The organism is Bradyrhizobium sp. I71, assembly GCF_022354745.1.
GTDB classification, from domain to species: Bacteria; Pseudomonadota; Alphaproteobacteria; order Rhizobiales; family Xanthobacteraceae; genus Bradyrhizobium; species Bradyrhizobium liaoningense.
Map to the genome: position 1 here is coordinate 2275464 of NZ_CP059398.1, position 24391 is coordinate 2299854.

A 24391-nucleotide genomic window follows, 5' to 3' on the forward strand; every position below is an offset into this window, starting at 1 on the left:
ATGGCATTTTGTCGCACCTTCGCTCATGTCCTGCTCGCCGGCACGATCGCGCTCGCGTCTGCCGCGCACGCGGCCGGCATCACCGTACATGATGCGCGCAATCGCGAGGTCGCGGTGAACGACTTCGCGCGCACCGTCTCGATCGGCGGCGCCATCACCGAGATCCTCTATGCACTCGGGCTGGAGAGCCGGCTGGTCGGCGTCGATACGACGAGTCTCTATCCGCCGGCGGCGCTGCGCGACAAACCCAATGTCGGCTACATGCGCCAGATCTCGGCCGAAGGCGTGCTGGGCCTCAACCCCACCCTGATCCTGGCGATCCAGGGATCGGGTCCACGCGAGACCATGGAGATCCTGGAGACGGCCAAGGTGCCGCTGGTGCTGGTGCCTGAGACTTTCTCCGAGGAAGGCCTGATCGAAAAAATCAAGCTGGTCGGCCACGCCATGGGTGTCGATGCGCGTGCCGAATGTCTGAGCGCAGCTGTCGGCGCCGACCTTGCGCAGCTCCGCGCACTGCGCGCTAGGGTGACGAAGCCGGTGCGCGTGATGTTCGTGATGTCGCTCCAGAACGGGCGGGCGATGGTGGCCGGCCACAAGACCGCGGCCGACGAGATCATCCAGCTCGCGGGCGCGACCAATGCGGTGGACGATTACGACGGCTACAAGATCATCGGCGACGAGGCGATCGTGGCGGCCAGGCCCGAATTCGTGCTGTCGATCGAGCGCGGCAAGGAGTCGCTCCAGGCCGGCGCGATCTATGCTCATCCCGGTTTTGCACTGACGCCGGTTGCGGCCAGCAAGAGCTTCATCACCATGGACGGGCTCTATCTGCTCGGCTTCGGGCCGCGGACGGCGGCGGCGGCGCGTGATCTCTCCGTCAAGCTCTATCCGGCATTGGCCGACCACGGCGGCGCGTTCACGTCGGCCCTTTCGGCGGCGAACTGCCGGCAATGAGCGTGGCGGTCGGGATCGACGCACGGAGCCCGCGACGAAGCGCCAGACGGCGGTCCGCATCCTTCGCGATTCCTGTCCTGATCGCGGTGCTCGCGGTGACGGCGATCGTCGCGCTGACCGTCGGCGCCGCGGGCATCCCTCTCTCCCGCCTGCCTGCCGCGCTGGGCCTTGCCGGCGAAAGCACTGCCATGACGGTTCGCGACCAGCTCGTTCTGTGGTCGATCCGCATTCCACGGATCGCGGCAGCCGCGATGGTCGGCGGCCTGCTTGCCGCGGCCGGCGCGATCATGCAGGGGCTGTTTCGCAATCCGCTCGCCGATCCCGCCCTGGTCGGCGTCTCCAGCGGCGGCGCGCTCGCAGCCGCGAGCGCGATCGTCTTCACCGATTCACGCTTCGGCGAGGCGCTGCGCTTTCTCCAGACCGAGCTGTTGCCGCTCGCAGCCTTCGCGGGATCGCTGGCGACGACCGCAATCCTCTACGGCATCTCCAGCCGATCGGGGCGGACCTCGATTGCGATCTTCCTGCTCGCCGGCGTCGCCATCACCGCCATCACCAATGCCGGCATCGGCCTCCTGGTGTTCATCGCCGACGACCGTCAGCTGCGCGACATCACGTTCTGGATGCTCGGCTCGATGAGCGGCGCGACCTGGACCAAGGCCGCCGTGCTCGCGCCGATCCTCGTCATCGGGCTGGCCGCCTGCGCCTTCATCGCGCGCGGTCTCGATCTGCTGGTGCTCGGCGAGGCCGACGCTTTCCACGGCGGGGTCGACGTCGAGCGCCTGAAGCGGATCTCGATCGTCATGGTCTCCGGCATGACCGGCGTCGCGGTGTCGATCAGCGGCGTCATCGGCTTCGTCGGCATCGTCGTGCCGCATCTGCTCCGCCTCGTGATCGGGCCGGCGCATCGCCTGCTGCTGCCGGCCTCGGTGCTATCAGGCGCCATCCTGATGGTCGGCGCCGACACGCTGGCGCGCACCATCGTGGCGCCGGCGGAGATGCCGATCGGCATCCTGACCGCCGCCGTCGGCGCACCCGTGTTTCTCTTCATCCTGTTGCGGCAGCGCGGGCTCGGCTCGCTATGAACGCGGTGATCGAGGCACGAGCGCTGGGCAAGCGCGCCGGCCGCGCGACGCTGCTCGATGGCGTCGGCCTGACGGTTGCGGCGGGCGAGATGGTCGCCATCATCGGCCCGAACGGCGCCGGCAAGTCGACGCTGCTGCGGCTGCTCTCCGGCGATCTTCGCCCGAGCGCAGGCGAGGTGCGCCTGAAGCAGCGCGACATCGGCAGCTTCACGCCGTGCGAGCTTGCCGCGCGCCGCGCGATGCTGTCCCAGCACATCAACGTCACCTTCCCGTTCACGGTCGAGGAGATCGTGCTGATGGGAGCAGGCGAGCGCAGCCTGCGCGAGGCTGGATCACTCGTCGACTCCGCCCTGAACGAGGTCGGCCTCGCACATTTCCGCGAGCGGCAATTGCCGACGCTGTCAGGCGGCGAGCAGCAGCGCGCCCATTTCGCCCGCGTGCTGGTGCAGCTCGCCTGCGGCGAGGCTGAGCACGGCCCGGGGCTCTTGCTGCTGGACGAGCCGACCTCGAGCCTCGATCTGCGTCACCAGATCGACCTCGTCGAAGCGGCGCGCCGCCGCGCGGCTGCCGGCACCGCCGTCATCGCGATCCTGCACGATCTCAATCTCGCGATCCGCTTCGCCGACCGGCTGATCGTGCTGAATGGCGGCCGGCTCGTCGCCGACGGGCCGCGCGCGGAGGTCGTCACGCGCGAGATCATCCGCGACATTTTCGAGATCGACGCCGTCGTCCATCAGGCCGATGGCGTGCCATTTGTATTGCCGCAGTCGATGCGGGCGAGCTCGCCCTCGCGGTGAAGGTACGCTCCCTCCCCCGCTTGCGGGGGAGGGCCGGGGAGAGGGTGTCTCCGCACGCGAGAAGCCCCAAGAGGAGAGAACCCTCACCCGGCGCTTCGCGCCGACCTCTCCCGCAGGCGGGAGAGGTTAAGAGAGACCGCGGCACGGTCCTTCCGCCTCACGCCAGCGCACCGCCTACCCCGCCGGCACGATCACCATGCTCTTGTCCTTGGGCCAGCGGATGCGCCAGGCGAAGTTGATGTCCTTGACCTCGCCGGGCTTGGCGTCGAACGACCATTCCAGCACGCCGCGCCTGTCGCGGATGTTGCTCGCGGTCGGCTGGGTGCTCGAGGGCAGCATCTCGACGACGATGTCCTCGTTCTCGCTGACCGGCAGCTGATCCTCGATCGCGACCTTGATCGGGAAATCATGGCCATTGCGGATCGTGGTCTTGAACGAACGCTCGTCGGTCTTCGACGTCGTCACGAGCAAGCCGGCCGAGCCCTCGTTGCGCTTGAGCACGGCGCGCTCGATTCTAACCTTGTCGTCGGCGCCGAAGCCGAGCCGCACGATGTCGTCCTTGGCGGACGCCGTGATCTTGCCGCGGCCGACGAAGGTGCCGTCGCGGTAGATCGCGACCTTGCCCGGCAAGAGACTGGCATCGTCGGTCTGCTTGAAGCTGGCTTCGAGGAAGGCGGTCGGATCCATCACCGGGGCCGCGCGAACCGCGAGATCGGCGGGCACGGTCATGGAAGTAATGCGCAGGCTCTTGGCACCCTCGGCGGCGCCGAGGCTGACGCGGCCGGGAATTCTGAAGGTGGCCTGGAAATCGCCGATCTCGGCGACGGCCTGTTGCTCGTCGGCGCGCTCGGTCGCCTCTGCGATCTTGGACATGGGCTCGAACTGCGCCGAACGCTGGCGGGCGGTTGGCGCGGGCCGCGCCAGGTCCGAGGCGCTGCCGAGCGCAAGGGGCCTCGGCACTTGCGGATATTGCGCGACCAGCGAGTTCAGCTCCGGCGCGCTGCCGCCGCGGCCGATGCGGACCGTGGAGACGCCGAGCGTCACGTTCGACCAGTCTTCGCCGGTCGACTGCGTGACCTCGGCGCGGCGGACGAGCTCGAGCTGCGGCTTGCGATCCTTGGCGCCGGTATCGAGCCGGGCGTCGTAGAGCGGCACCCAGCGCGCGTTGCGCACGGCGTAGGTCACCCGCAATGTCGCTTTGGTCGCAGCCGCCGAGGCGACGTCGATCCGCACTTCCAGCTTGCTCGGCGGCTTGGCCGAGCGCTCGGCTTCCAGTTGCGCGATCTGTCGATCGATCTCGCGCTGTTTTCGCGTGGCATCGCGGATTGCGGTGTCAGCGGTCGCAATCTCCTCGGCAACCGCCGCAAACGCCGCGCGCCATTCGGTGATCGGCCGCGCCTCGCCCCTCTCGCCGAGGCCGGCCGGGGAGGCTTCAGCAAAATGCTGCGCAAATTTACGCCGGGCGTCGGCAGAGTCGATCGCACCTTGCAGATCGGCCCGCTGATCTCTCAGTGCTTCGATGCGCTTGTCGAGTTCGGGGAGATTGGCGGGCTGCGCCGCCCTCGGCGGCCGCGCATCGATCGTGCCGATGGTGAGCTTGGTGCCCGCCTCGCCTTCGACGCGGAGCGACGACGGATCGAGCGAGAGCGGAAAATCCCTGGCGACCAGTGTCGAGTCCCCGGAGGCGAGATTCAACGAAATGATGCGGGTGACGGTTGCGCCGTCGGGATAGACGGTGACCGTATCGATCGCCGACGTGGCGTCCACGTTGGCCGCCCATGACGACGATGCAACGGCCGTGGTCACCAGGACCAGGCTCGTGGTTGCCAACCATTTTGCGGTGATGCGCATAAAGTCCCTCCTGCCGGTATCGCCGCGCCGCCAGCCGGACGCATGCGATGAAATGCCTCGCCATCGTGATGAGACGCGGCGGGGAAGGAACCGGTTCGATTGGGGTTTCCTTGGGGCGCAGCCGCGGCAGCAGCATGGCCGCGGAACGCAGCCGCGCGCGGCCTCAGGCCTGCGTGGGCGAACCCTGGCCGAAGATGCGCCGGAGCAGATCGGTCACGTTGCGGGCGCCGGCCTTCTTCAGGATGCTGGCGCGGTAGCCCTCGACAGTCCGCGCGCTCAAATGCATCCGCCGGGCGATCTCCTTGTTGGTGAGGCCGGCGGCGAGATGCTCGAGCACGTCGCCCTCGCGCGCGGTCAGGGGCTCGCAGCCTGTCAGCCAGCGTTGCCGGCTCGCGCCGGGTTGCGCGAATTCGTCGATGGCGGCATCGATCCGGCCGACGATGTCGTGGGTGCGGAACGGCTTTTCAATGAAATCGGCCGCTCCGCTCTTGATGGCGTCGACGGCCATGGCAATGCTGCCGTTCGCCGACGTCACCAGCACGGGCGCCATGCAGTTCTCCCCGCGCAGCCGCTTGAGCACGTCGAGGCCGGACCGATCGGGCGGCAGCTCCAGCAGCACGCAGGCCGGCATCCGCGCCCTCGCGGCGGACAAGAGGGATGCACCGTCGGCGAAACAGATCACCTCGTAGGCGTTCTGCTGGAGCGCGGTCGAAAGTTGTTCGCGGGAGGCAGCGTCGGTGTCGATGACGAATATCTCACCCTTGGAAAGCATGTTTCCCGGCATGATCCCGATCCAGCAATGTCTTGGTCAAAAGGCCTGAGACGGTAGCGGGCTCCATCGCCCTGCCGCGCCGTCGTAAACACGGCATTCACGCCCGTGCTTCGGTTTCCCCTATGTATGTTCCGCAGGGTTCCTGGATTTGACGGACCGGGACAGAAATTTTACATTTCGGGACATCTGCGGGAGCAGCTGGCAGGAACGGTTCGCATGACCGACCTCATTCGCAGCTCGAGCCTGAGTTATTATCCGGAGGTCGCCCGGTCGGTCGGGCTCGACCCCAGGCAGATGATGCGCAAGGCCAGGCTGCCGACAGCCTGCCTCGACACGCCCGACACGCCCATTGCCGTCGCTGGCCTGCGCCGTCTGCTCGAATTGTCCGCGGAGGCGTCCGGCGCCGAAGATTTCGGCTTGCGTCTCGCCGAGCGCGGCGGCCTGACCAATTTCGGCACGGTCGGCTTGATCGTGCGCGAGCAAGCGACCGTCGGCGAGGCGATCGATGCGTTCTCGCGCTTCATCCATATCCATCACGATGGCATGCGGCTGGACGTTGCGCGCAGCAAGCAGACCGTGACCATCACGATGCATCTGCGCGGCCGGAAACCGAGCGCGCCGCGGCAGTCGATCGACGTGGCGCTCGGCAGCGTCCACCGCACCATCCAGTCGCTGTTCGGGCATGACTGGCGGCCGCGGGAGGTGCACCTGCATCATCCGCCGCCGCACGATCGCAAGCGCTATCGCGAATTCTTCGGCTGCCGCGTGATCTTCAACGCGAGGGATGACGCGATCGTCTTGTCCGCGCACGATATGGAACGTCGGATCCCGAGCGCGCATCCGCTGATTGCGAGCTATCTCCGCAAGCGGATCGAGGCGATCGAAACACGGCCCGCAAGCTGGGAGCAGAAGGTCGACGAGGTCGTACGTCTCCTCCTTGCCGGCGGCGACTGCACGATCGAGCGCGTCGCCGAGCATCTCGCCTGCACCCGCCGCACCATCCACCGCCGCCTCGCAGCATCGGGCACCAGCTTCTCGGCCATCCTGGACGCGCAACGCGCCGATCTCGTGATCCAGTTGATCGACGCTCCCGGCCGGCGGCTGGCTGACATCGCGATGCAGCTTGGCTTCTCCGCGCAGAGCGCCATGGCGCGCTGGTTCCGCAGCCGGTTCGGCTGCACCATCACCGCGTGGCGCAAGGGCGTCCGGCCCGTCACGGCACCGCCCACGGCGACTGCAGCTTGAGTTCAGCGTGCGGGAGCGGGCACGCCCATCGTGGCGAGGCCACGCCACCGGCTGCCGGCGAGCAGCGGGCCGAACGCGATGGCAAATCCGAGGAAAGCGACGATCCAGCCGCAGGCGGCGATGTGCAACAACACATCGCCATGCGCGGGCAACACGACGGCAGCGATCCGGGCCAGAGCCGCGATGATGATCGCAGCATAGATTCCCTGGATCGCCGGCGAAGCCGTCAACGCCTGTCCGGTGTGGCCGAGACTCGCGCGGGTCATGACCGCGAGCGTCATGGTTCCCGCCGCACCTGCCATCCAGGCGTGGATGCCGGCGCTTGGCGGCAGCACACCGAAAACCGCGAGGGCATGCAGGATGAAACCGAACGGCACGAAGACGTAGCCGACATGCAGGATCACGAGCAGCCGCTCGCGGAAGGTGCGATCTCCGGCCCAGCGTGCAAGCCGCACCAAGTGCAGCCCGCCGACAAGTGCCATCAGGACACCCGTGACGGCATTCGACGGCGCCACGATCCATGAGACGAGCGCGACCGCGCTACATCCGATCACGGCGCCGTCGAAGCGTCCGAACGGCACGGGCAGTCGGCCGGGATTGAACTTGACCAGCCAGTTGCGGGTGAAGCTTGGGATGATGCGGCCGCCAATCAACGTAATCAGAAGAATGACCACGCTGATGCCGACGCGGATGCTGACATCGGCCGCGCCCTGCGCATGCGTTTCGACATGAAAAGCGACGTTGCCGGCGAGCAGAACGAGCACCAGCCCCACCACGGGCAGGTTGCGCCAGTTGCCGCCTGCGATGATCTCGCGCATCGCGGCCGCGACGACCAATGCCAGGAAGGCGGCATCGACGATCAGCGCAAACGCCCAGCCGATATCGGCCGACATCGTCACGGCGATGCGCCCGGCGAGCCAGACCATCAGCAGCGCCCCCAACGGCATGCCCTGGATCGGCAGCCGCCCCGTCCAGTTCGGGATGGCCGTGAACAGGAACCCGGTGATGACGGCCGGCAGGAAGCCATAGAGCATCTCGTGGATGTGCCAGTCACGTGGCCCGAATGCGGAACTCACGGACAATTCGCCATAGAACATCGGCAGCCAGGCCAGGATCGACAGCGCCGCCTGGATCGCGGCGAGCAGGAAAAAGGGCCGAAAGCTGTTCGCAAACAGCGGCCAGCCCGCAAAGTTACGGGATCGGGCGCCAGCCATGGCATCAACTCCAATCAATTCAGATCGTTGTCTGGAAAAATACCGCCGCCCGACCCGGCCCGTTTTGCGTTACCGCAAACACCAGGACGATTGCAGGTGCCATCACACTCCCGAGCGCCAAGGAGGCAGAATGGCCAAGGTCGACACATCGCTGGTTGCGCATTTGCCGCTGTTTGCGGGGGTGACGCCGGAAGCTCTGGACGAGATCCTGCGTGAGGCCCGCTCGGCCCGCTTTTCCAAGAACAGTGCCATCTTCGAGCAGGGGGCCGACGCGCAGTCCTTCTTCCTGCTGTTGCACGGCCATGTCCGTGCGGCCAAGACCACGCCGACCGGTGAGCAGATCGTGGTACGCTATGTCGCGCCCGGCGAAACATTCGGGCTCGCGATGGCGATCGGAGCCGCGCGTTATCCGGCGACGGCGATGGCGGTCGACGACAGCGTGGTGCTGATCTGGCCGACCTCCGCCTGGCCTCGGTTGATCGAGCGGTTTCCGGCGCTTGCCGCCAACACGCTCCAGACCGTCGGCACCCGGCTTCAGGAGAGTCACACCCGCATTCTGGAAATGTCGACCCAGCAGGTCGAGCAGCGCATCGCGCACGCGCTGCTTCGCCTCGCCAAGCAGTCCGGCAAGAAGCTCGACCACGGCATCGAGATCGACTTCCCGATCAGCCGCCAGGACATCGCGCAGATGACCGGCACCACGCTGCACACCGTCAGCCGCATCCTGAGCGGCTGGGAGAGCCAAGGCCTCGTGGAGAGCGGCCGCCAGCGCATCATCCTGCGCGAGCCGCACAAGATCGTCGTGCTGGCGGAGCGGAATGCCGACGGCGGCGCGGCGTGAGAGCCGACGCCGGGATGCCTCCGCTGAAGGGATGAGGGGCGCTTCCGCTTACGGCGAAAACGCTCCCTCATCCGGGAACTCGCGCGCCCGCGCGATTCCAGACCGTTTCACGCCGGCACGCAATCGCTCAATGCAGCGAGGAATTTGTCGCGCTCGATGCCGTGCTCGCGGCAGGCATCATCCACGGTGTGGAAGGTCGCGATCGGACAGCCGACGCAGGCCATCCTGAAGGCGAGAAACACGCGGATCGTGTGCGGCGCCGTGCGCATGATGTCATCGACCAGATCGTCGGATCCGAAGGGCATGGACAACTCCGTTCCGAATTGACGATAGCGGAGCTAGCGGAAGCCTCTTTGTTGAAGCGCAAGCTGTTGCCAGTTCCGCCGCCATCATCCCGGGGCTCGCGGTTCGCGCAACTAAACCGCCCGGCTGTGCAGTTGCTTGCCGGGATCCAGATGCGCATCGAATGCGGCGGCGACGCTGCGGACCAGGAAGCGCGAATCCTTGGCGACTGCGAGTCGGTCGCCGTCCAATCGCACGACGCCGTCGGAGATCAGCGGCTTCAGACGGGCCGCCGATTTCAGCATCGCGCCGGCCTCTGCGCCATGACGGGCGCAGATGTCGCCGAGATCGGCACCGAACTCGCACATGATGCGTTCGATGATGTCGGCGCGCAGCCGGTCGTCGTCGGTGAGCCCATAGCCCTTCGCGGTGGCGAAGCGGCCGGCGGCGATGCTCTGGGCATAGGCGCCGATCTGCACCTCGTTCTGGACATAGCCCTGGGGCAGATGTCCGATCGCGCTCGCGCCGAAGCCGAGCAGGACTTCACTCTTGTCGGTGGTATAGCCTTGAAAATTGCGCCGCAGCGTCCGCTGCTCGAACGCCACCGCCATGGAATCGTCGGGCCGTGCGAAATGATCGAGCCCGATCTGCACGTAACCGGCCTCCTTCAGGGCATTCGCGATCGCGCAGGCCTGGTCGTGGCGCGCAAGGCCGTCGGGCAGCACGGCCTCGTTGATCATGCGCTGGTGCTTCTTGAAATCAGGCACGTGAGCATAGCCGAACACCGAGAAGCGGTTGGGCGCGAGCGCGAGGCTGCGCCGCACGGTGTCCAGGCACGAGGCGACAGTCTGGTGCGGCAAGCCGTAGATCAGGTCGAAATTGATTCCCTCGATGCCCGCGTCGCGAAGCATGTTGACCACGGACGAGGTCTGTTCGAAGCTCTGCACGCGGTTGATCGCCCTCTGCACCACGGGATCGAAGCTCTGCACGCCAAGGCTCGCGCGGTTGACGCCGGAGAGCCGCATGGCCTCGACCATGTCGCCGGACAATGTGCGAGGATCGATCTCGACCGCGATCTCGGCCGAAGGCAGCACGAAGAATTTCTGGCGCATCGTCGCCATCAACTCGGCGAAAGCCTCCGGCGCCATGATCGTCGGCGTACCGCCACCGAAATGGATGTGCTCGACCTTGATGCGGCGGCCGATGGTTTCGGCGGTTAGCGCGATCTCGCTGCGCAGCGTCCGCTGATAGCCGGCGACGAGATCGTCGCGGCGGACGATCTGGGTATGGCAGCCGCAGTACCAGCACATCTCCCGGCAGAACGGCACGTGCAGATAAAGCGACGCGCTGGCGCCCGCCGGCAGTTCCGCCAACCACCGAGCATAGGTATCTGGACCGATCGCGGGCGAAAAGTGCGGTGCGGTCGGATAGCTCGTGTAGCGTGGCAGACGTTCCTCGCCGTAGACCGCCGCAAGATCAGCTCTCATGTCTTATCCATTCGTAAATTTCTGCCGCGCGCAGACATCACGGCAAATCACGGAATGCGTGTTAATTAACCCGGATGCGCGGAAACGACTTTGCGCTCGCGCAAAGCGCGGCGGCCGGTTCCCGGCCATGATTTGAGAAATTCGCGTCGCCATCCGGAGCGCTAGCCATGAGGCTTCTTGCACTCGAACTCATTCTCTCCCTGCTCGACGTCCGCGGCCATATCCCGCGTTTCGACGACTTCCGGCCGGCCCCGGCTACACCAGCCGCCAGCGGCGTGGTGCGCGCCCTGGCCGCAGCGATCGCCGTCTTCGTCGTGCTGTCGCTGGCGATCTGGGGAACGGTCGGGCTTGCCATGTATCTCCCCTAAACCAGTCGCCTCTTCGCGAAGGCCTTTGCCGGTGCGTGCCTCCCGACGTCCCTGCCCGGACACGCCGGTCCCGCCGGGATCGTAACTCCACCTTGAAGATGCGAACGAGTTGCCTCTGAGCGCCGATGCGGTTGCGGTCACGCTCGCCAATCCGTGGCGACAGTTACCGCAAAGGCCGATCGCATCTGCAACGAGCAGTGGCGTGTCAGAATATCCGCACGGCTATCCGGCCGCTGGTCGCTCGCCCCCGACATCCGCATCGCATCACGCCTCCGGACGCGATCGAAATGGCATCACCGATCCTGCTCCGCTGAGCACCTAAGTACTGTTGCGGAGGTGAATCCGGCGGGAGCTTGTCGCAGCGCAACCACGCTTGCCGCGATCGGCGCACACTGCATTCCGTCATCAAAACCTTTTCATGAAGGATGCTTCCGATGTTCACCCGCAGAGCCGCATTGATCAGCGCCGCCGCAACCGCCCTGATGCTGGCGACCCCGGCTTTCGCCGCCAGCGATCTCAAGCTGCCGCGTCAGAAGGTAGAGCTGGTCGCTCCGCCTTTCGTGCACGCGCACGAGCAGGCCACGACGCAGGGGCCCAAGATCGTCGAGTTCAAGCTGACGGTCCAGGAGAAGAAGGTCGTCATCGACGACAAGGGCACCACCTTCCAGGCGATGACGTTCAACGGCTCGATGCCGGGACCGCTCATGGTCGTGCACGAGGGTGACTATGTCGAGCTGACGCTGGTCAATCCCGCCACCAACACCATGCCGCACAACATCGACTTCCATTCCGCGACCGGCGCGCTCGGCGGCGGCGAACTCACGCTCATCAACCCCGGCGAACAGGTCGTGCTGCGCTGGAAGGCGACCAAGACCGGCGTGTTCGTCTATCACTGCGCACCGGGCGGCCCGATGATCCCCTGGCACGTCGTCTCCGGCATGAACGGTGCCGTGATGGTGCTGCCGCGCGACGGGCTGAACGACGGCAAGGGCCGAGCGCTGAAATACGACAAGGTCTACTATATCGGCGAGCAGGACATGTACGTGCCGCGCGACGAGAAGGGCAACTTCAAGTCCTACGAATCGCCCGGCGAAGCCTTCACCGAGACCGAAGAGGTGATGAACAAGCTGATCCCCACCCATGTCGTCTTCAACGGCAAGGTCGGCGCGCTCACCGGCAAGAACGCGCTCACCGCCAAGGTCGGGGAGAACGTGCTGATCGTGCATTCGCAGGCCAACCGCGACAGCCGTCCGCATCTGATCGGCGGCCATGGCGACTATGTCTGGGAGACCGGCAAGTTCGGCAATGCACCGGAGGTCGGGCTCGAGACCTGGTTCATCCGCGGCGGGTCGGCGGGAGCTGCGCTGTACAAATTCCAGCAGCCCGGCATCTACGCCTATGTCACGCACAATCTGATCGAGGCGGCCAATCTCGGCGCCACCGCGCACTTCAAGGTCGAAGGCAAGTGGAACGACGATCTGATGACCCAGGTGAAGGCCCCCGCCGAAATACCGCCTGCCAGCACCAACTAGACGCGACAAGGGGCCGGTGATTGATCACCGGCCCCTTCTTCCTTCGGGGGGATCGTCATGCTGATCGCATTCAAGCTCAAACTGGTGCTCGCCTGCGCGGCCGGGCTTGTGGGGCCTCTGGCCGTTGCGCCTCTGGTTTCCGAGATGGCGACGCATGATGCGGGAGGCGAGCCGGCCATGGTCGAGGTCGTCCGCGGCAGCTTCTCATATCGTGAGGCCGGCGACTTCACCCGCGGCGGGCAGCAGGCGGAAGCGCCGCTGCGCACGATCCGGATCGACCGGCCACTGCACATCATGCGGAATCAGGTCTCCTCATCCGACTATCAGCTTTGCGTGAAGGATGGCGCCTGCCGTGCGCTCGACCGTGACGTGGCGATCGCCCCCGATCGCCCCGCGGTGCAGGTGAGCTGGCACGACGCCGAAGCCTATGCAGGCTGGCTGTCGCGCAAGACCGGCCGGCATTACCGCCTGCCGAGCGACGAGGAATGGGCGTTTGCCGCCGGCTCCAGGTTCAGGGATGATGGTGTGCCGGTCGATGCTAGCGACCCTTCGAAGCGCTGGATCAGCCGCTATGAGCGTGAATCCGAACGCGGCCTCACCGACACCACGGCCTATCCGTTCGGCAAATTCGGCCCGAACGAGCACGGCGTCGAAGATCTCGCCGGCAACGTCTGGGAGTGGACCTCGAGCTGCTTCGTGCGCTCGCGTGTCGACGACGCCGGAAATGCCGGCCGCCCGACCGTGAACTGCGGGGTGCGTATCGCCGAAGGCGCCCACCGCGCCTATGTCACCGATTTCATCCGCGACGCCCGCGCCGGCGGCTGCGCCCAAGGCGTGCCGCCCGCCAATCTCGGCTTCCGCCTGGTGCGCGAGGAGACATCATGGCTGGTCAGCGTGTCGCAGCGCCTGAGCAAGACGCGGCCGGCAAGATCATAGCGGCGCTCATCATTTTCCCGTCAACGCCTCCATCCATTAATTAGAATCGATCTAAAGACATTATTGGAATCCCTCTAAGTCATGGCCCTCGCGACATCGCGTCGCTGACGTTGCCGCATCGCCTGCGCTACTCAATCGGGCGTTCAATCGCGCGCCTGGAGCAGCCCTTATGATCAATCTTCGCGTCCTCGTCGCGTCCGCGGCGGTGTTGAGCCTGACCTCGTCCTTCGCGTCGAAGGCAGCCGCTAACGGCGAGGTCAACGTCTATACCTATCGCGAGACCAAGCTGATCCAACCGCTGTTCGACGCCTTTAGCAAGGATACGGGCATCAAGGTCAATGTCGTCTCCGCAAGCTCCGGTCTGGAGCAGCGCATGAAGGCGGAAGGCGCCAACAGCCCGGCCGACGTGCTGCTGACGGTGGACATCGGCCGCATCGACGAGGCCGTGCAGGCCGGCGTCACCCAGCCGATCAAGTCGGAGGTGGTCGACAAGGTCGTGCCGGCGCAGTATCGCGATCCGGACGGACACTGGGCCGGCATCTCCATGCGCGCGCGCGTGATCTATGCCTCGAAGGATCGCGTCAAGCAGGACAAGATCACCTATGAGGAGCTCGCCGATCCCAAGTGGAAGGGCAAGATCTGCATTCGCTCGGGCCAGCACATCTACAACAACGCCCTGTTCGCGGCCTACACGGCCAAGCACGGCGAGGCCAAGGCCGAGGAATGGCTGCGCGGCGTGAAGGCCAATCTCGCGCAGAAGCCGTCGGGCGGCGATCGCGAAGCCGCCCGTGACGTTGCCGCCGGCAAGTGCGACATCGGCATCGGCAACACCTATTACTGGGCGCTGATGATCAACAACGATCCCGAGAAGAAACCGTGGGCGGAGGCGACCCGCGTCATCCTGCCGACCTTCGAGGGCGGCGGCACCCACGTCAACCTCTCCGGCGTGCTGCTCGCCAAGCACGCGCCCAACAAGGCCAACGGCATCAAGCTGATCGAGTGGCTCGTTAGCGAGCAGGCGCAGCAGATGTATGCCGACCAGAACTACGAATATCCGGTTCGGGACGGTGTCGCCATCAACTCTACCATCGCGGGCTACGGCAAGCTCGGCCCAGATCCGTTGCCGATCGCAAAGATCGCCGCCAACCGCAAGGCTGCGGCCTCGCTGGTGGACAAGGTCGGCTTTGACAACTGATCTCTGGCGGCCCTCGTCACTCAAACTGGCAGAAGCTTCGGGCGCACGGCCTCGTTTGAGAGGCCGTGCCCACGCCGGGCGCGCCGCGACCGCAATCGCGATCGCAACCGCGATCCTGGTCGCGGCGCCCGTGATCTCGATCGTTTCGCTGGCTTTGCAGCCGGCGCCCGATGTGTGGCACGACCTGATCAACTACGTGCTGCCGGCCGCCCTCCTGGACACCGCCCTTCTGCTCGTCGGGGTCGGCGCGCTCACCCTTCTGATCGGCGCCGGCACTGCATGGGTGATATCGCGCCACGATTTTCCCGGCCGGGGCATGCTCCTGTGGCTGATGCCGCTGCCGCTGGCGATTCCGACCTATCTTGCGGCTTACGTCTATGCCGACCTGTTCGAACCGCTCGGCCTGGTGCATCGCACCCTGACGATCTGGCTGCCGCTGCGCGATGCCCTCGGCCATCTGCCCAACCTGCGCTCGCTGCCGGGCGCCATCTTCGTGATCGGGCTCGTGCTCTATCCGTACGTCTATCTGTCGGCGCGCGCGACGTTTCAGGTTCAGTCTGCCGAATTCGCCGAGGCGGCTACGACGCTGGGGGCCGGCCGATGGACCGTTTTCTGGCGGGTTTCACTGCCGATGGCGCGGCCGGCGCTCGCGGTCGGCGTGGCGCTGGTCGCGCTGGAAACGCTCAACGACATCGGCGCCAGCGAATATCTCGGCATCCGCACGCTGACGGTCTCGATCTTCACCACCTGGCTCAACCGCGGCAGCCTTGCCGGGGCGGCGCAACTCGCATGCCTGATGCTTGCGATCGTCGCCGGCCTTATCGCGATGGAACGTTACGGCCGTCGCAACGCCAACGCCGAATTCTCGGCCGAAAGCCCGCATGTGAGGCAGCGAACCCCGCTTTCGGGCGCAAGAGCGTGGATCGCGTTCGCGGTCTGCGTGCTGCCGGTGCTGATCGGCTTCGTCGTGCCGCTGTTCTATCTGGCGCATCAGGCTCTCGGTCGCGGACTGCTTGCAAATTTCGACCCGCTCCTGTGGCGCCACACCTTCCATTCGTTTGCCTATGCAGCGCTCGCGACGCTCGTGGCGCTGATGCTTGCGCTCGCCACGACGATCGCGCACCGCTTTCGGCCGGATCCTCTGCGATATGTGGCGATGAGCATCGCGCAGACCGGCTACGCGCTGCCGGGTCTCGTGATTGCCCTCGGCCTGCTGACCCCCGTACTGGCGGTCGACAACGCGCTGAGCGCGGTCGCGGCCTGGACGGGACGTTCGCTCCCCGGGCTGATCCTGGTCGGCTCCGGGACGGCCGTCGTCATCGCCTACACGATTCGCTTCCTGGCCGTGCCGGTCGGCATGATCAAGGCCGGGTTCGACAGCATTCCGCGCGACTACGACGAGAGCGCGCGCTCGGTCGGCGCTGGCCAGGCGATCATGTTGAGCCAGATCTATCTGCCGTTGCTCCGGCCCGCGATGCTTGGCGCCGTGATCATCATGTTCGTCGACTGCCTGAAGGAGCTCCCGGCAACGCTGCTCTTGCGGCCCCTCAACGTCGAAACGCTGTCGACGTCGATCTACCAGTTCGCAAGCCGCGGCAATTTCGAGGACGGCGCGCTTGCGGCCCTCCTGATCATCGCCGCCAGCATCGGCCCGGTTGTCTGGCTGACCCGGTTCTCCGAGGTGCCGAGCGGCCCCGCTTGAAGGCATGGGCACATCGTCCGAGCACCCGTGGTGCTTCGAACAATCGAGTTGTCATCGCCCAACCTGATCGCTGAACAAAAATCGTAAGGACGCGCAGACCGTATTGTGATGCGCGCCCCCAGCGTTTCCCGCTTACGTGTTCTTCAGCGCGACGCGGAATTCGGCTTCGGTCTTGGACTTGACCTCGTCGAGCGAGACGCCCTCGGCGAGCTCGATCAGCGCCATGCCGCCGCTGCCATGCTTGTCGATGGTGAAGACGGCCAGATCAGTGACGACCATGTCGACCACGCGCTCGCCGGTCAGCGGCAGATTGCACTTCTTCAGCAGCTTCGGGCCGTCCTTGGCCGAATGCTCCATCACCACGATGACGCGCTTGACGCCGGCGACGAGATCCATCGCGCCGCCCATGCCCTTGACCATCTTGCCGGGGATCATCCAGTTGGCGAGATCGCCGTTCTGGGCCACCTGCATGGCGCCGAGGATCGACAGGTCCATGTGGCCGCCGCGGATCATGCCGAAGGAATCCGCGCTCGAGAAATACGAGGTCGAGGGCAGCTCGCTCACGGTCTGCTTGCCGGCGTTGATGAGATCGGCGTCTTCCTCGCCCTCATACGGGAACGGGCCCATGCCGAGCATGCCGTTCTCGCTCTGCAGGCTGACGTCCATGCCGTCCGGGATGTAGTTCGAGACCAGCGTCGGGATGCCGATGCCGAGATTGACGTAATAGCCGTCGCGCAACTCCTTCGCGGCGCGCGCGGCCATCTGTTCACGGGTCCAGGCCATCTGATTCTCCTGATCTCAAGCTGCCGGGCGCGGGCGGGTGTTGCGGAATTCGATGCGCTTCTTGGCCGTGCCGACCTCGACGATGCGCTTCACGAAGATGCCGGGTGTGTGAATGTGGTCGGGATTGAGTTCACCGGCCGGAACCAGATGCTCGACCTCGGCCACCGTGATCTTCGCGGCGGTCGCCATCATCGGGTTAAAATTGCGCGCAGTCTTGCGGTAGATGAGGTTGCCGGCGGTGTCGCCCTTCCAGGCGTGGACGATGGCGAGGTCGGCGAACAGGCCGCGCTCCATCAGGTATTTCTCGCCGTCGAATTCCTTCACTTCCTTGCCTTCGGCGATCAGCGTGCCGACGCCGGTCTTGGTGTAGAAGGCCGGGATGCCGGCGCCGCCCGCGCGGATGCGCTCGGCCAGCGTGCCCTGCGGATTGAATTCGAGTTCCAGCTCCCCGGCGAGGAATTGCTGGGCGAACAGCTTGTTCTCGCCGACATAGGACGAGATCATCTTCTTGATCTGACGGGTTTCGAGAAGGCGGCTGAGGCCGATGCCGTCGACGCCGGCATTGTTGGAGACCACCGTCAGGCCCTTGACACCGGACTCCCGGATCGCGTCCGACAGCTCCTCGGCAATGCCGCAGAGGCCGAAGCCACCCGACATGATCATCATGTTGTCTTTTAGAATGCCGTCGAGCGCCGACTTGGCGTCGGGATAGACCTTGTTCATGCAAAAACCTCGACTGAACCTTCGGCTTGCTGGCCGTCGCGCCTTATTGGCGGCGATTATTAGGCGAAATCGTCCGAAGCCGTCAATGATACGGGGTTCTCCGCTGCGCCGCTGGGTGGTAGAAGCTGCCCACGCCGTGGGCATAACCGTGCAGCGGCCTTGAAAGCGTCAAGAAAACCCATCAAGTTGCGGGGGTTGGGTGTGGGCGCGCAGGTTTCCCGGCCCGCCCTCTGGCTCCAACGACCAACCCGATCAGGACATGCCATTGACCATGGCCCAAGGAATGAAGCGCCTCGGGACGCCGATCGCGGCGCTGCTCGGCGTCGCGCTGATCGCCCTGATCGCGACCTCCTGGCTCATCAACCGCGACGCGCTGCGCAAGGCGGTCGAAGCGCAGATCCGCGACGTCACTGGGCTGGAGCTCAATGTCGCAGGCAGCATCGACATTTCGGTGCTGCCGGCGAGCTACATCTCCTTCCACGACGTCGGCCTCAAGGGCGGCGGCACCAGCACGCCAGCGCTCCAGGTCGACGTGCTCACCGCAAATCTGCGGCTGCTGCCGCTGCTGCTGCAGCGGTTCGAGATCGCCGACCTGATGCTGCTGCGGCCGCGCATCCATGTCAGCCTCAAGCCGGACGGCGAGAGCAACTGGACGCCCTTCATCCAGACCATCGCACGCACCATGAAGCCCGGGGCCGAGAACCAGGTCTCGTTCTCCGAAATCCGGATCCAGGACGGCGTGCTCGACTACGAGGACGCCGCCACGCGTGCCACCGAGAAGCTCGAGGACATCGACCTGTCGCTGGCCTGGCCCTCGATCTCGCGCTCCTTTGCCGCGACCGGACAGTTCGACTGGCGCGGCGAGCGTGTCGACGGCTCGATCAGCTTTTCCGATTTCGTCGCCGCCCTCTCCGGCGACCGGTCCGGCCTGAAGGCGCGCATCGCCAGCGCGCCGCTCAAGCTCGCCTTCGACGGCAGTGTCGCCAATCGCACCAGCCCCATGATGGAAGGCACGCTTACCGTCGACAGCCCGTCCTTGCGCAACGCACTGCGCTGGACCGGGCAGCCGCAGCCCGGCAGCGGCGGCTTCGGCCGCTTCGCGCTGAAGGCGCGCGCCAACGTCGTCGGTGCCTCGATCGCGCTCACCAATGTCAATGTCGAGCTCGACGGCAACGCCGCCGAGGGCGTCATGACCTACGCCAACAACGGCCGGCAGACGCTGCAGGCAACGCTCGCCGCCGATGCGCTCGACTTCACGCCCTATATCTCGACGTTCCGCCTGCTCGCGAGCGGCGCGCGCGACTGGAACCGGCAGCTGTTCGATCTCAACGGATTGTCGACCACCGACCTCGACATGCGCCTGTCCGCGGCCAAGCTGACGGTCGGGCCGACGAAGCTCGGCCGCACCGCGATCGGCGCCAATTTGCGCAACGGCACGCTGGCGCTCTCGGTCGGCGAGGCGCAGGTCTATGGCGGGATCGCAAAGGGCTCGTTCGGCATCGCCCGGTCCGACACCGTCGCCGACATCAAGGCGCAATTCCAGTTCACCGACGTCGATCTCCAGGCCTGCGCCACCGAACTGTTCGGCCTCAACAAGCTGTCCGGCCGCGGCAACATCAACGTCTCGCTTCTCGCCTCCGGATCGAGCCCGTTCGGCCTCGTGCAGTCACTCGACGGAAGCGCCACCGTGACCGGGCATGACGGCGCGATCGCAGGCTTCAACGCCGAGCAGCTCCTGAAGCGGCTGGAGCGGCGGCCGCTGTCGGGCGGCGGCAATTTCCGCAACGGCTCGACGCCCTACACCAATCTCACCATCGCCGTGAAATTCTCCGACGGCATCGCCACCGCCGAGGACATCCGCGTCGAAGGGCCGGCGGCGAAGATCACGCTCACCGGCACCGCCTCGGTGCCGACGCGCGAATACGACATGAAGGGCGTGGCGAGCCTCAACAGCGCGTCGGGGTTCGAATTGCCGTTCGTGGTGCAGGGCCCCTGGGACGATCCGCTGATCTTCCCCGATCCGGAAAGCCTGATCCGCCGCTCGCCGGCCTCCGCGCCGCTGCTCGACATGCTCAAGGACCGCAAGGGGAACGATGCGGTGCGCTCCGCCATCGAGCGCATCACCGGCAGCGGAAAGCGCCCCGCACCGACGGAATCGCCGACGGCGGAGAACGCCAAAGAGAACGCGAAGTCGAATTGAGAAACGTTTGCCGCTGCCCGGCCATCGCGAATTGATCAGGGCGAATTGATGCGGCGATTGGATCGATGCACGCCTCAAGCATCTCCGCGCGGCCCTGTCTCCACGACCTATGTCTGACAACATGCCGCTAGATCGGACTACCGCCATGCGCTAGTGTTTTATACGACCGGTTAAAAACACCGGCCGTTTGAGGGAGAAAAACGTGAGATCCAAGGTTATTGGCGCAGTATCATTGGCGGTCGCTGCGGTTGGGCTTTTTGCCGCCACTGCACCCGCCTTTGCGCAGCAGAAGACGATCACCGTCTGGTGGGGCAAGGGCTTCTATCGCTCCGAAGACGACGCGCTGATCGAGACGATCAAGAAATTCGAAGCCAAGACCGGCATCAAGGTCGAATTGTCGCAATACGCGATCCAAGACATGATTCCGAAGACGGTCGCGGCGCTCGATGCCGGCACCGTTCCCGACGTCGCCTATTCCGATTCCTATGACGTGCAGGCGCAGGGCAAGTGGGCCTATGAGGGCAAGCTCGAGGATCTCACCGACGTCATGGATCCGATCAAGGGCCGGTTCGTGCAGAACACGCTCGATGCGTCGATCCTCTACAACGATGTCGCCAAGAAGAAGGCCTATTACGGCTTTCCGCTGAAGCAGCAGAGCATGCACGTCCAGATCTGGAACGACATGCTGGAGAAGGCCGGCTTCAAGCAGAGCGACATCCCGAACGACTGGACAGGCTATTGGACGTTCTGGTGCGACAAGGTGCAGCCGGCGATCCGCAAGGCCACTGGCCAGCGCCTCTATGCCGTCGGCCAGCCGATGGGCGTGGAATCCACCGATTCCTTCCAGTCGTTCTACACCTTCATGGACGCCTATCATGTCAAGTTGGTCGACGACGACGGCAAGTTGCTGGTCGACGACCCGAAGGTCCGCGACGGCCTGATCAAGGCGATGAAGGACTATACCGACACCTACATCAAGGGCTGCACCCCGCCCTCCTCGACCACCTGGAAGGATCCCGACAACAACGTCGCGTTCCACAACAAGACCATCGTGATGACCCACAACTTCACGATCTCGATCGCGGCGAAGTGGTTCGAGGACTCGCAGAACCAGGCGCTCACCCAGGAGCAGCGCGACGCCGGCAAGAAGGCCTATGAGCAGGACATCATCACGGCATCCTTCCCGAAGGCGCCGGATGGTTCGACCATCCGCTACCGCTCGGACGTCAAGACCGGGCTGGTGTTCACCGCGGCCAAGAACAAGGCCGAGGCCAAGCAGTTCATCAGCTTCCTGCTCCAGGAAGATAACGTCCGTCCCTACATCGAAGGCGCGCTCGGCCGCTGGTTCCCGGTGACCAAGGAAAGCCAGGAAAGCCCGTTCTGGCAGGCTGACAAGCACCGCAAGGCCGTCTACGCGCAGTTCAAGGGCGGCACCGCCGCGTTCGATTTCACCAAGAACTGGAAGTTCACGATCCTCAACAACGAGAACGTGTGGGCGAAGGCGATGAATCGCGTCGTCAGCGAGAAGGTTCCGGTCGACAAGGCCGTCGACGAACTGATCGCCCGCATCAAGCAGGTCGCCGGCTAAGGTCTATCCCCTCCCTCTCCCCGTTCTTACGGGGAGAGGGTTGGGGTGAGGGGCTCTATCCGCTAGTTGCGCGCGTAGTGAGTCCTGTACCCCCTCACCCGGATCGCCCGAAGGCGATCCGACCTCTCCCCGCAAGTGGGGAGAGGTTTTAGATTTGAGAAGAGTTCGAAAGAATGGCGATCACGCTCTCTGGCGATCAGGCAGTCCCGGGCCCGCCCTTGTCGTCGCGGCTGACCCCGGCGCAGGTCTGGGGCATCATCCTGCTCGCGCCCTATCTGCTCGTTTTCCTTGCCTTCGTCGTCTATCCCGTCTGCTACGGGCTGTGGCTGGCGCGGGCCCCGTCGAATTACGTGGCGCTCTACAATGATCCGATCTTTGCGCGCGCCGCGGTCAACACGCTGATCTTCCTGGTCATCGGCATCAACATCAAGATGCTGATCGCATTGTTCCTGTCCGGCTTCTTCGCCCAGCAGCGCACCTGGATCAAATGGCTCTCGGTGATCTTCATCCTGCCCTGGGCGGTGCCGTCGATCCCGACCATCCTGTCGGTGCGCTTCATGCTCAATCCCGAATGGGGCATGATCAACCATTACATCTTCGCCTTGACCGGCGATGACGGTCCGAACTGGCTGAACGATCCGACGGTGGCGCTGACCATGGCGATCGCCGTGCACATCTGGAAGTCGCTGCCGTTCTGGACGCTGATCCTGATCACCGGCCGCCTCGCGATCTCGCACGACCTGTTCGAGGCCGCCGAGGTCGACGGCGCGAGCTGGTGGCAGAAATTCCGCTACATCACCTGGCCGTCGATGCAGACGCTCTACGTCACCTGCACGCTGCTCTCGATGATCTGGACGCTCGGCGATTTCAACAGCGTCTACCTGCTCACCGGCGGCGGCCCGGCCGACCTCACGCACGTGCTGGCGACGCTCGGCATCCGCTATCTCCGGCTCGACCAGCTCTCGCTGGCCATGGCATCGATCGTCTGCGCGATGCCGTTCGTCCTGCCGCTCGTGTACTTCATGATGAAACGGTTGTCGCGATGAAGCTCCCCTCCTTGCGCGAAGTCGGAACCGAAGCGCGGCTGCTGCTGATCGGCATCCCCGTCTTCCTGTGGACGATGATCCCGATCTATCACATGTTCCTGTTCGCGATCTCCCCGAAGGAGGACGCGTTCTCGGGCAAGCTGTGGCCGGATCACCCGACGCTGCACAATTTCGAGATCGTGTTCAAGCAGCAGCATTACTTCCTGCGCGACTTCTACATCCAGTTCTGGAATTCGACCGTGATCGCGGTCTCCGTCGGCGTGCTGACACTGTTCATCGCGACTGCGGCGGCGTTCTCGATCTCGCGGCTGAAGGTGCCGGGCGGGCGCACGGTGTTGAACCTCGCGCTCTTCACTTATTTCATCCCCGCGGCGTTCCTCGCCGTGCCGATGTATCGCACCATGGGCAATTACGGCCTGCTCAACAATCACTGGTCGCTGATACTGGCCATGGTGACGATCGCGAGCCCCTACGCGATCTGGGTGCTCAAGCAGGCCTCCGACAAGCTGCCCGTCGAGCTGGACGAGGCCGCCGTGATGGACGGCGCGACCACGCTGCAGATCTTCCGCCTGGTCTATTTGCCGCTGATGATGCCCTCACTGGTGGCGATCGGCACCTATGCCGTGCTGCTCGCCTGGAACGAGTATCTCTACGCGTTCCTGCTGCTCTCGAACGACCGCGAGATCACCCTCCCCGTCGCGCTCGGCAACTTCCTCGCCGCCGACGATTCGCCGTGGGAGCTGCTGATGACGACCGGCTTCATCTACGCGCTGCCGCCGGCCGCGGTCTATTACGCCTTCCGCCGCTACATGGTGGGCGGGCTCACGGCGGGTGCGGTGAAGTCGTAGGGCTCCTGCGTCATTGCGAGCGCAGCGAAGCAATCCAGGATCTTTCCGCGGAGAGACTCTGGATTGCTTCGTCGCCCCAGCGCAAAATTGCTTCGCAATTTTGTCGCGGGCTCCTCGCAATGACAGCAGGACTTACAACGGCGCCGCGCTCTCGCCCTGAGAACTCGACAGTTTCGAGGCAAGCGAAGCGATCACGATGACCACCGCGATGACGGCGATCACCAGCGTGCAAATCGCGTTGATCTCCGGCTTCACCCCCAAACGCACCTCGGAGTAGATCCGGATCGGCAAGGTGGCCGAGCCCGGCCCGGTGGTGAAGCTTGCGATCACGAGGTCATCGAGCGACAGTGTAAAGGCGAGCATCCAGCCGGCGACGATCGCGGGCGCGATCAGCGGCAGCGTGACGGCCACGAACGCGCGGACCGGGTCGCAACCGAGGTCCATCGCCGCTTCCTCCAGCGAACGATCGAGCGAGCCGAGGCGGGACTGCACGACGACGGCGACGAAGCACATCGTCAGTGTGGTATGGGCGATCGTCACCGTCCAGAAGCCGCGCTCGGCGTTCAGCGCGACGAACAGCAGCAACAGCGACAATCCGGTGATCACCTCCGGCATCACCAGCGGCGCATAGAGCATGCCGGAGAACAGTGTCCGCCCTTGAAAGCGCTCGCCGCGCGACAGCGCCACCGCGGCGAGCGTCCCGAGCAGCGTCGCGATCGTCGCGGAGGCAACCGCGACCCGCAGGCTCATCCAGGCCGCCTCGATCATGGCGCGATCATTGAAGAACTCGTGGTACCAGCGCAGCGACCAGCCGCCCCACACCGTCACCAGCCGCGAGCCGTTGAAGGAATAGATGACGAGGATCAGGATCGGCAAATAGAGGAATGCCAGCCCCAGCGCCAGCGAGGCGATGTTGAAGCGGGACAGGCGGGAGACCTTGCGCAT

The 24391-nt window shown here is 65.2% G+C and carries 22 protein-coding genes; 14 read left to right on the plus strand and 8 right to left on the minus strand.

The features are described 5' to 3' along the window. The 3 genes from FJV43_RS11290 to FJV43_RS11300 are packed head-to-tail and all read left to right on the plus strand — an operon-like array spanning window position 1 to window position 2833. Window positions 1-954 (plus strand): hemin ABC transporter substrate-binding protein, encoded by a 954-nt coding sequence (locus tag FJV43_RS11290; RefSeq protein WP_239627028.1) that lies wholly within the window; start codon window positions 1-3, stop codon window positions 952-954. Then, a complete protein-coding gene (locus FJV43_RS11295; RefSeq protein WP_239627030.1) occupies window positions 951-2036 on the plus strand; it encodes an iron ABC transporter permease in 1086 nt (361 codons plus the stop codon). The genes FJV43_RS11290 and FJV43_RS11295 overlap by 4 nt, the downstream gene beginning before the upstream one ends. Beyond that, on the plus strand, window positions 2033-2833 hold the full coding sequence (locus FJV43_RS11300) for a heme ABC transporter ATP-binding protein (protein WP_239627032.1): 801 nt from the start codon (window positions 2033-2035) through the stop codon (window positions 2831-2833). The genes FJV43_RS11295 and FJV43_RS11300 overlap by 4 nt, the downstream gene beginning before the upstream one ends. 174 nt (window positions 2834-3007) lie before the next feature. Here the strand turns inward: FJV43_RS11300 and FJV43_RS11305 are convergent, their stop codons facing one another. Continuing rightward, window positions 3008-4684 (minus strand): mucoidy inhibitor MuiA family protein, encoded by a 1677-nt coding sequence (locus FJV43_RS11305; RefSeq protein WP_239627034.1) that lies wholly within the window; start codon window positions 4682-4684, stop codon window positions 3008-3010. Window positions 4685-4847: 163 nt separating this feature from the next. Next, window positions 4848-5468 (minus strand): response regulator, encoded by a 621-nt coding sequence (locus FJV43_RS11310; RefSeq protein WP_061880802.1) that lies wholly within the window; start codon window positions 5466-5468, stop codon window positions 4848-4850. A gap of 204 nt (window positions 5469-5672) precedes the next feature. Between FJV43_RS11310 and FJV43_RS11315 the strand changes: the two genes are divergently transcribed. Continuing rightward, on the plus strand, window positions 5673-6701 hold the full coding sequence (locus FJV43_RS11315; RefSeq protein WP_239627036.1) for an AraC family transcriptional regulator: 1029 nt from the start codon (window positions 5673-5675) through the stop codon (window positions 6699-6701). Window positions 6702-6703: 2 nt separating this feature from the next. On the opposite strand, the gene FJV43_RS11320 is transcribed toward FJV43_RS11315, so the two are convergent. Next, on the minus strand, window positions 6704-7915 hold the full coding sequence (locus FJV43_RS11320; protein WP_239627038.1) for an NnrS family protein: 1212 nt from the start codon (window positions 7913-7915) through the stop codon (window positions 6704-6706). Between the two features lie 130 nt (window positions 7916-8045). Between FJV43_RS11320 and FJV43_RS11325 the strand changes: the two genes are divergently transcribed. Next, window positions 8046-8756, plus strand: a complete 711-nt coding sequence (locus FJV43_RS11325) for a Crp/Fnr family transcriptional regulator (RefSeq protein WP_194389787.1) — start codon at window positions 8046-8048, stop codon at window positions 8754-8756. A gap of 107 nt (window positions 8757-8863) precedes the next feature. Here the strand turns inward: FJV43_RS11325 and FJV43_RS11330 are convergent, their stop codons facing one another. Both FJV43_RS11330 and hemN read right to left on the minus strand, forming a co-directional pair. Beyond that, a complete protein-coding gene (locus tag FJV43_RS11330) occupies window positions 8864-9061 on the minus strand; it encodes a DUF1858 domain-containing protein (RefSeq protein ID WP_131873994.1) in 198 nt (65 codons plus the stop codon). Between the two features lie 111 nt (window positions 9062-9172). Then, window positions 9173-10525: an oxygen-independent coproporphyrinogen III oxidase gene (hemN, locus tag FJV43_RS11335; RefSeq protein ID WP_239627039.1), complete on the minus strand. Its 1353-nt coding sequence runs from the start codon at window positions 10523-10525 to the stop codon at window positions 9173-9175. A gap of 167 nt (window positions 10526-10692) precedes the next feature. Between hemN and FJV43_RS11340 the strand changes: the two genes are divergently transcribed. The 5 genes from FJV43_RS11340 (at window position 10693) to FJV43_RS11360 (ending at window position 16258) form a co-directional block, all read left to right on the plus strand. Next, complete coding sequence (locus tag FJV43_RS11340) at window positions 10693-10893, plus strand: hypothetical protein (protein WP_239627041.1); 201 nt, start codon at window positions 10693-10695, stop codon at window positions 10891-10893. Window positions 10894-11327: 434 nt separating this feature from the next. Next, the gene (gene nirK, locus FJV43_RS11345) at window positions 11328-12425 is read left to right on the plus strand and encodes a copper-containing nitrite reductase (RefSeq protein ID WP_239627042.1); all 1098 of its coding nucleotides are present in this window, start codon (window positions 11328-11330) and stop codon (window positions 12423-12425) included. A gap of 57 nt (window positions 12426-12482) precedes the next feature. Continuing rightward, entirely contained in the window at window positions 12483-13361 is an 879-nt protein-coding gene (locus FJV43_RS11350) for an SUMF1/EgtB/PvdO family nonheme iron enzyme (RefSeq protein WP_239627044.1), read from the plus strand. A gap of 169 nt (window positions 13362-13530) precedes the next feature. Next, complete coding sequence (locus tag FJV43_RS11355) at window positions 13531-14556, plus strand: Fe(3+) ABC transporter substrate-binding protein (RefSeq protein WP_239627045.1); 1026 nt, start codon at window positions 13531-13533, stop codon at window positions 14554-14556. 55 nt (window positions 14557-14611) lie between these two features. Next, on the plus strand, window positions 14612-16258 hold the full coding sequence (locus FJV43_RS11360; RefSeq protein ID WP_239627047.1) for an iron ABC transporter permease: 1647 nt from the start codon (window positions 14612-14614) through the stop codon (window positions 16256-16258). Window positions 16259-16390: 132 nt separating this feature from the next. Here FJV43_RS11360 and FJV43_RS11365 read toward each other — a convergent pair whose 3' ends face one another. Continuing rightward, the gene (locus FJV43_RS11365; RefSeq protein ID WP_239627049.1) at window positions 16391-17041 is read right to left on the minus strand and encodes a CoA transferase subunit B; all 651 of its coding nucleotides are present in this window, start codon (window positions 17039-17041) and stop codon (window positions 16391-16393) included. Window positions 17042-17056: 15 nt separating this feature from the next. Further along, entirely contained in the window at window positions 17057-17764 is a 708-nt protein-coding gene (locus FJV43_RS11370) for a CoA transferase subunit A (protein ID WP_135165543.1), read from the minus strand. Between the two features lie 271 nt (window positions 17765-18035). Here FJV43_RS11370 and FJV43_RS11375 point away from each other — a divergent pair, with 271 nt between their 5' ends. The 4 genes from FJV43_RS11375 to FJV43_RS11390 all read left to right on the plus strand — a co-directional run bounded on the left by FJV43_RS11375 (window position 18036) and on the right by FJV43_RS11390 (window position 23446). Further along, a complete protein-coding gene (locus tag FJV43_RS11375; protein WP_239629395.1) occupies window positions 18036-19964 on the plus strand; it encodes an AsmA family protein in 1929 nt (642 codons plus the stop codon). 202 nt (window positions 19965-20166) lie between these two features. After that, a complete protein-coding gene (locus tag FJV43_RS11380) occupies window positions 20167-21552 on the plus strand; it encodes an ABC transporter substrate-binding protein (protein ID WP_239627050.1) in 1386 nt (461 codons plus the stop codon). Between the two features lie 173 nt (window positions 21553-21725). Continuing rightward, window positions 21726-22598 (plus strand): sugar ABC transporter permease, encoded by an 873-nt coding sequence (locus FJV43_RS11385; protein WP_239627052.1) that lies wholly within the window; start codon window positions 21726-21728, stop codon window positions 22596-22598. Then, window positions 22595-23446: a carbohydrate ABC transporter permease gene (locus FJV43_RS11390; RefSeq protein ID WP_028178649.1), complete on the plus strand. Its 852-nt coding sequence runs from the start codon at window positions 22595-22597 to the stop codon at window positions 23444-23446. Before FJV43_RS11385 ends, FJV43_RS11390 begins: the two co-directional genes overlap by 4 nt. A gap of 132 nt (window positions 23447-23578) precedes the next feature. Here FJV43_RS11390 and FJV43_RS11395 read toward each other — a convergent pair whose 3' ends face one another. After that, window positions 23579-24391: an ABC transporter permease subunit gene (locus tag FJV43_RS11395; RefSeq protein ID WP_239627053.1), complete on the minus strand. Its 813-nt coding sequence runs from the start codon at window positions 24389-24391 to the stop codon at window positions 23579-23581.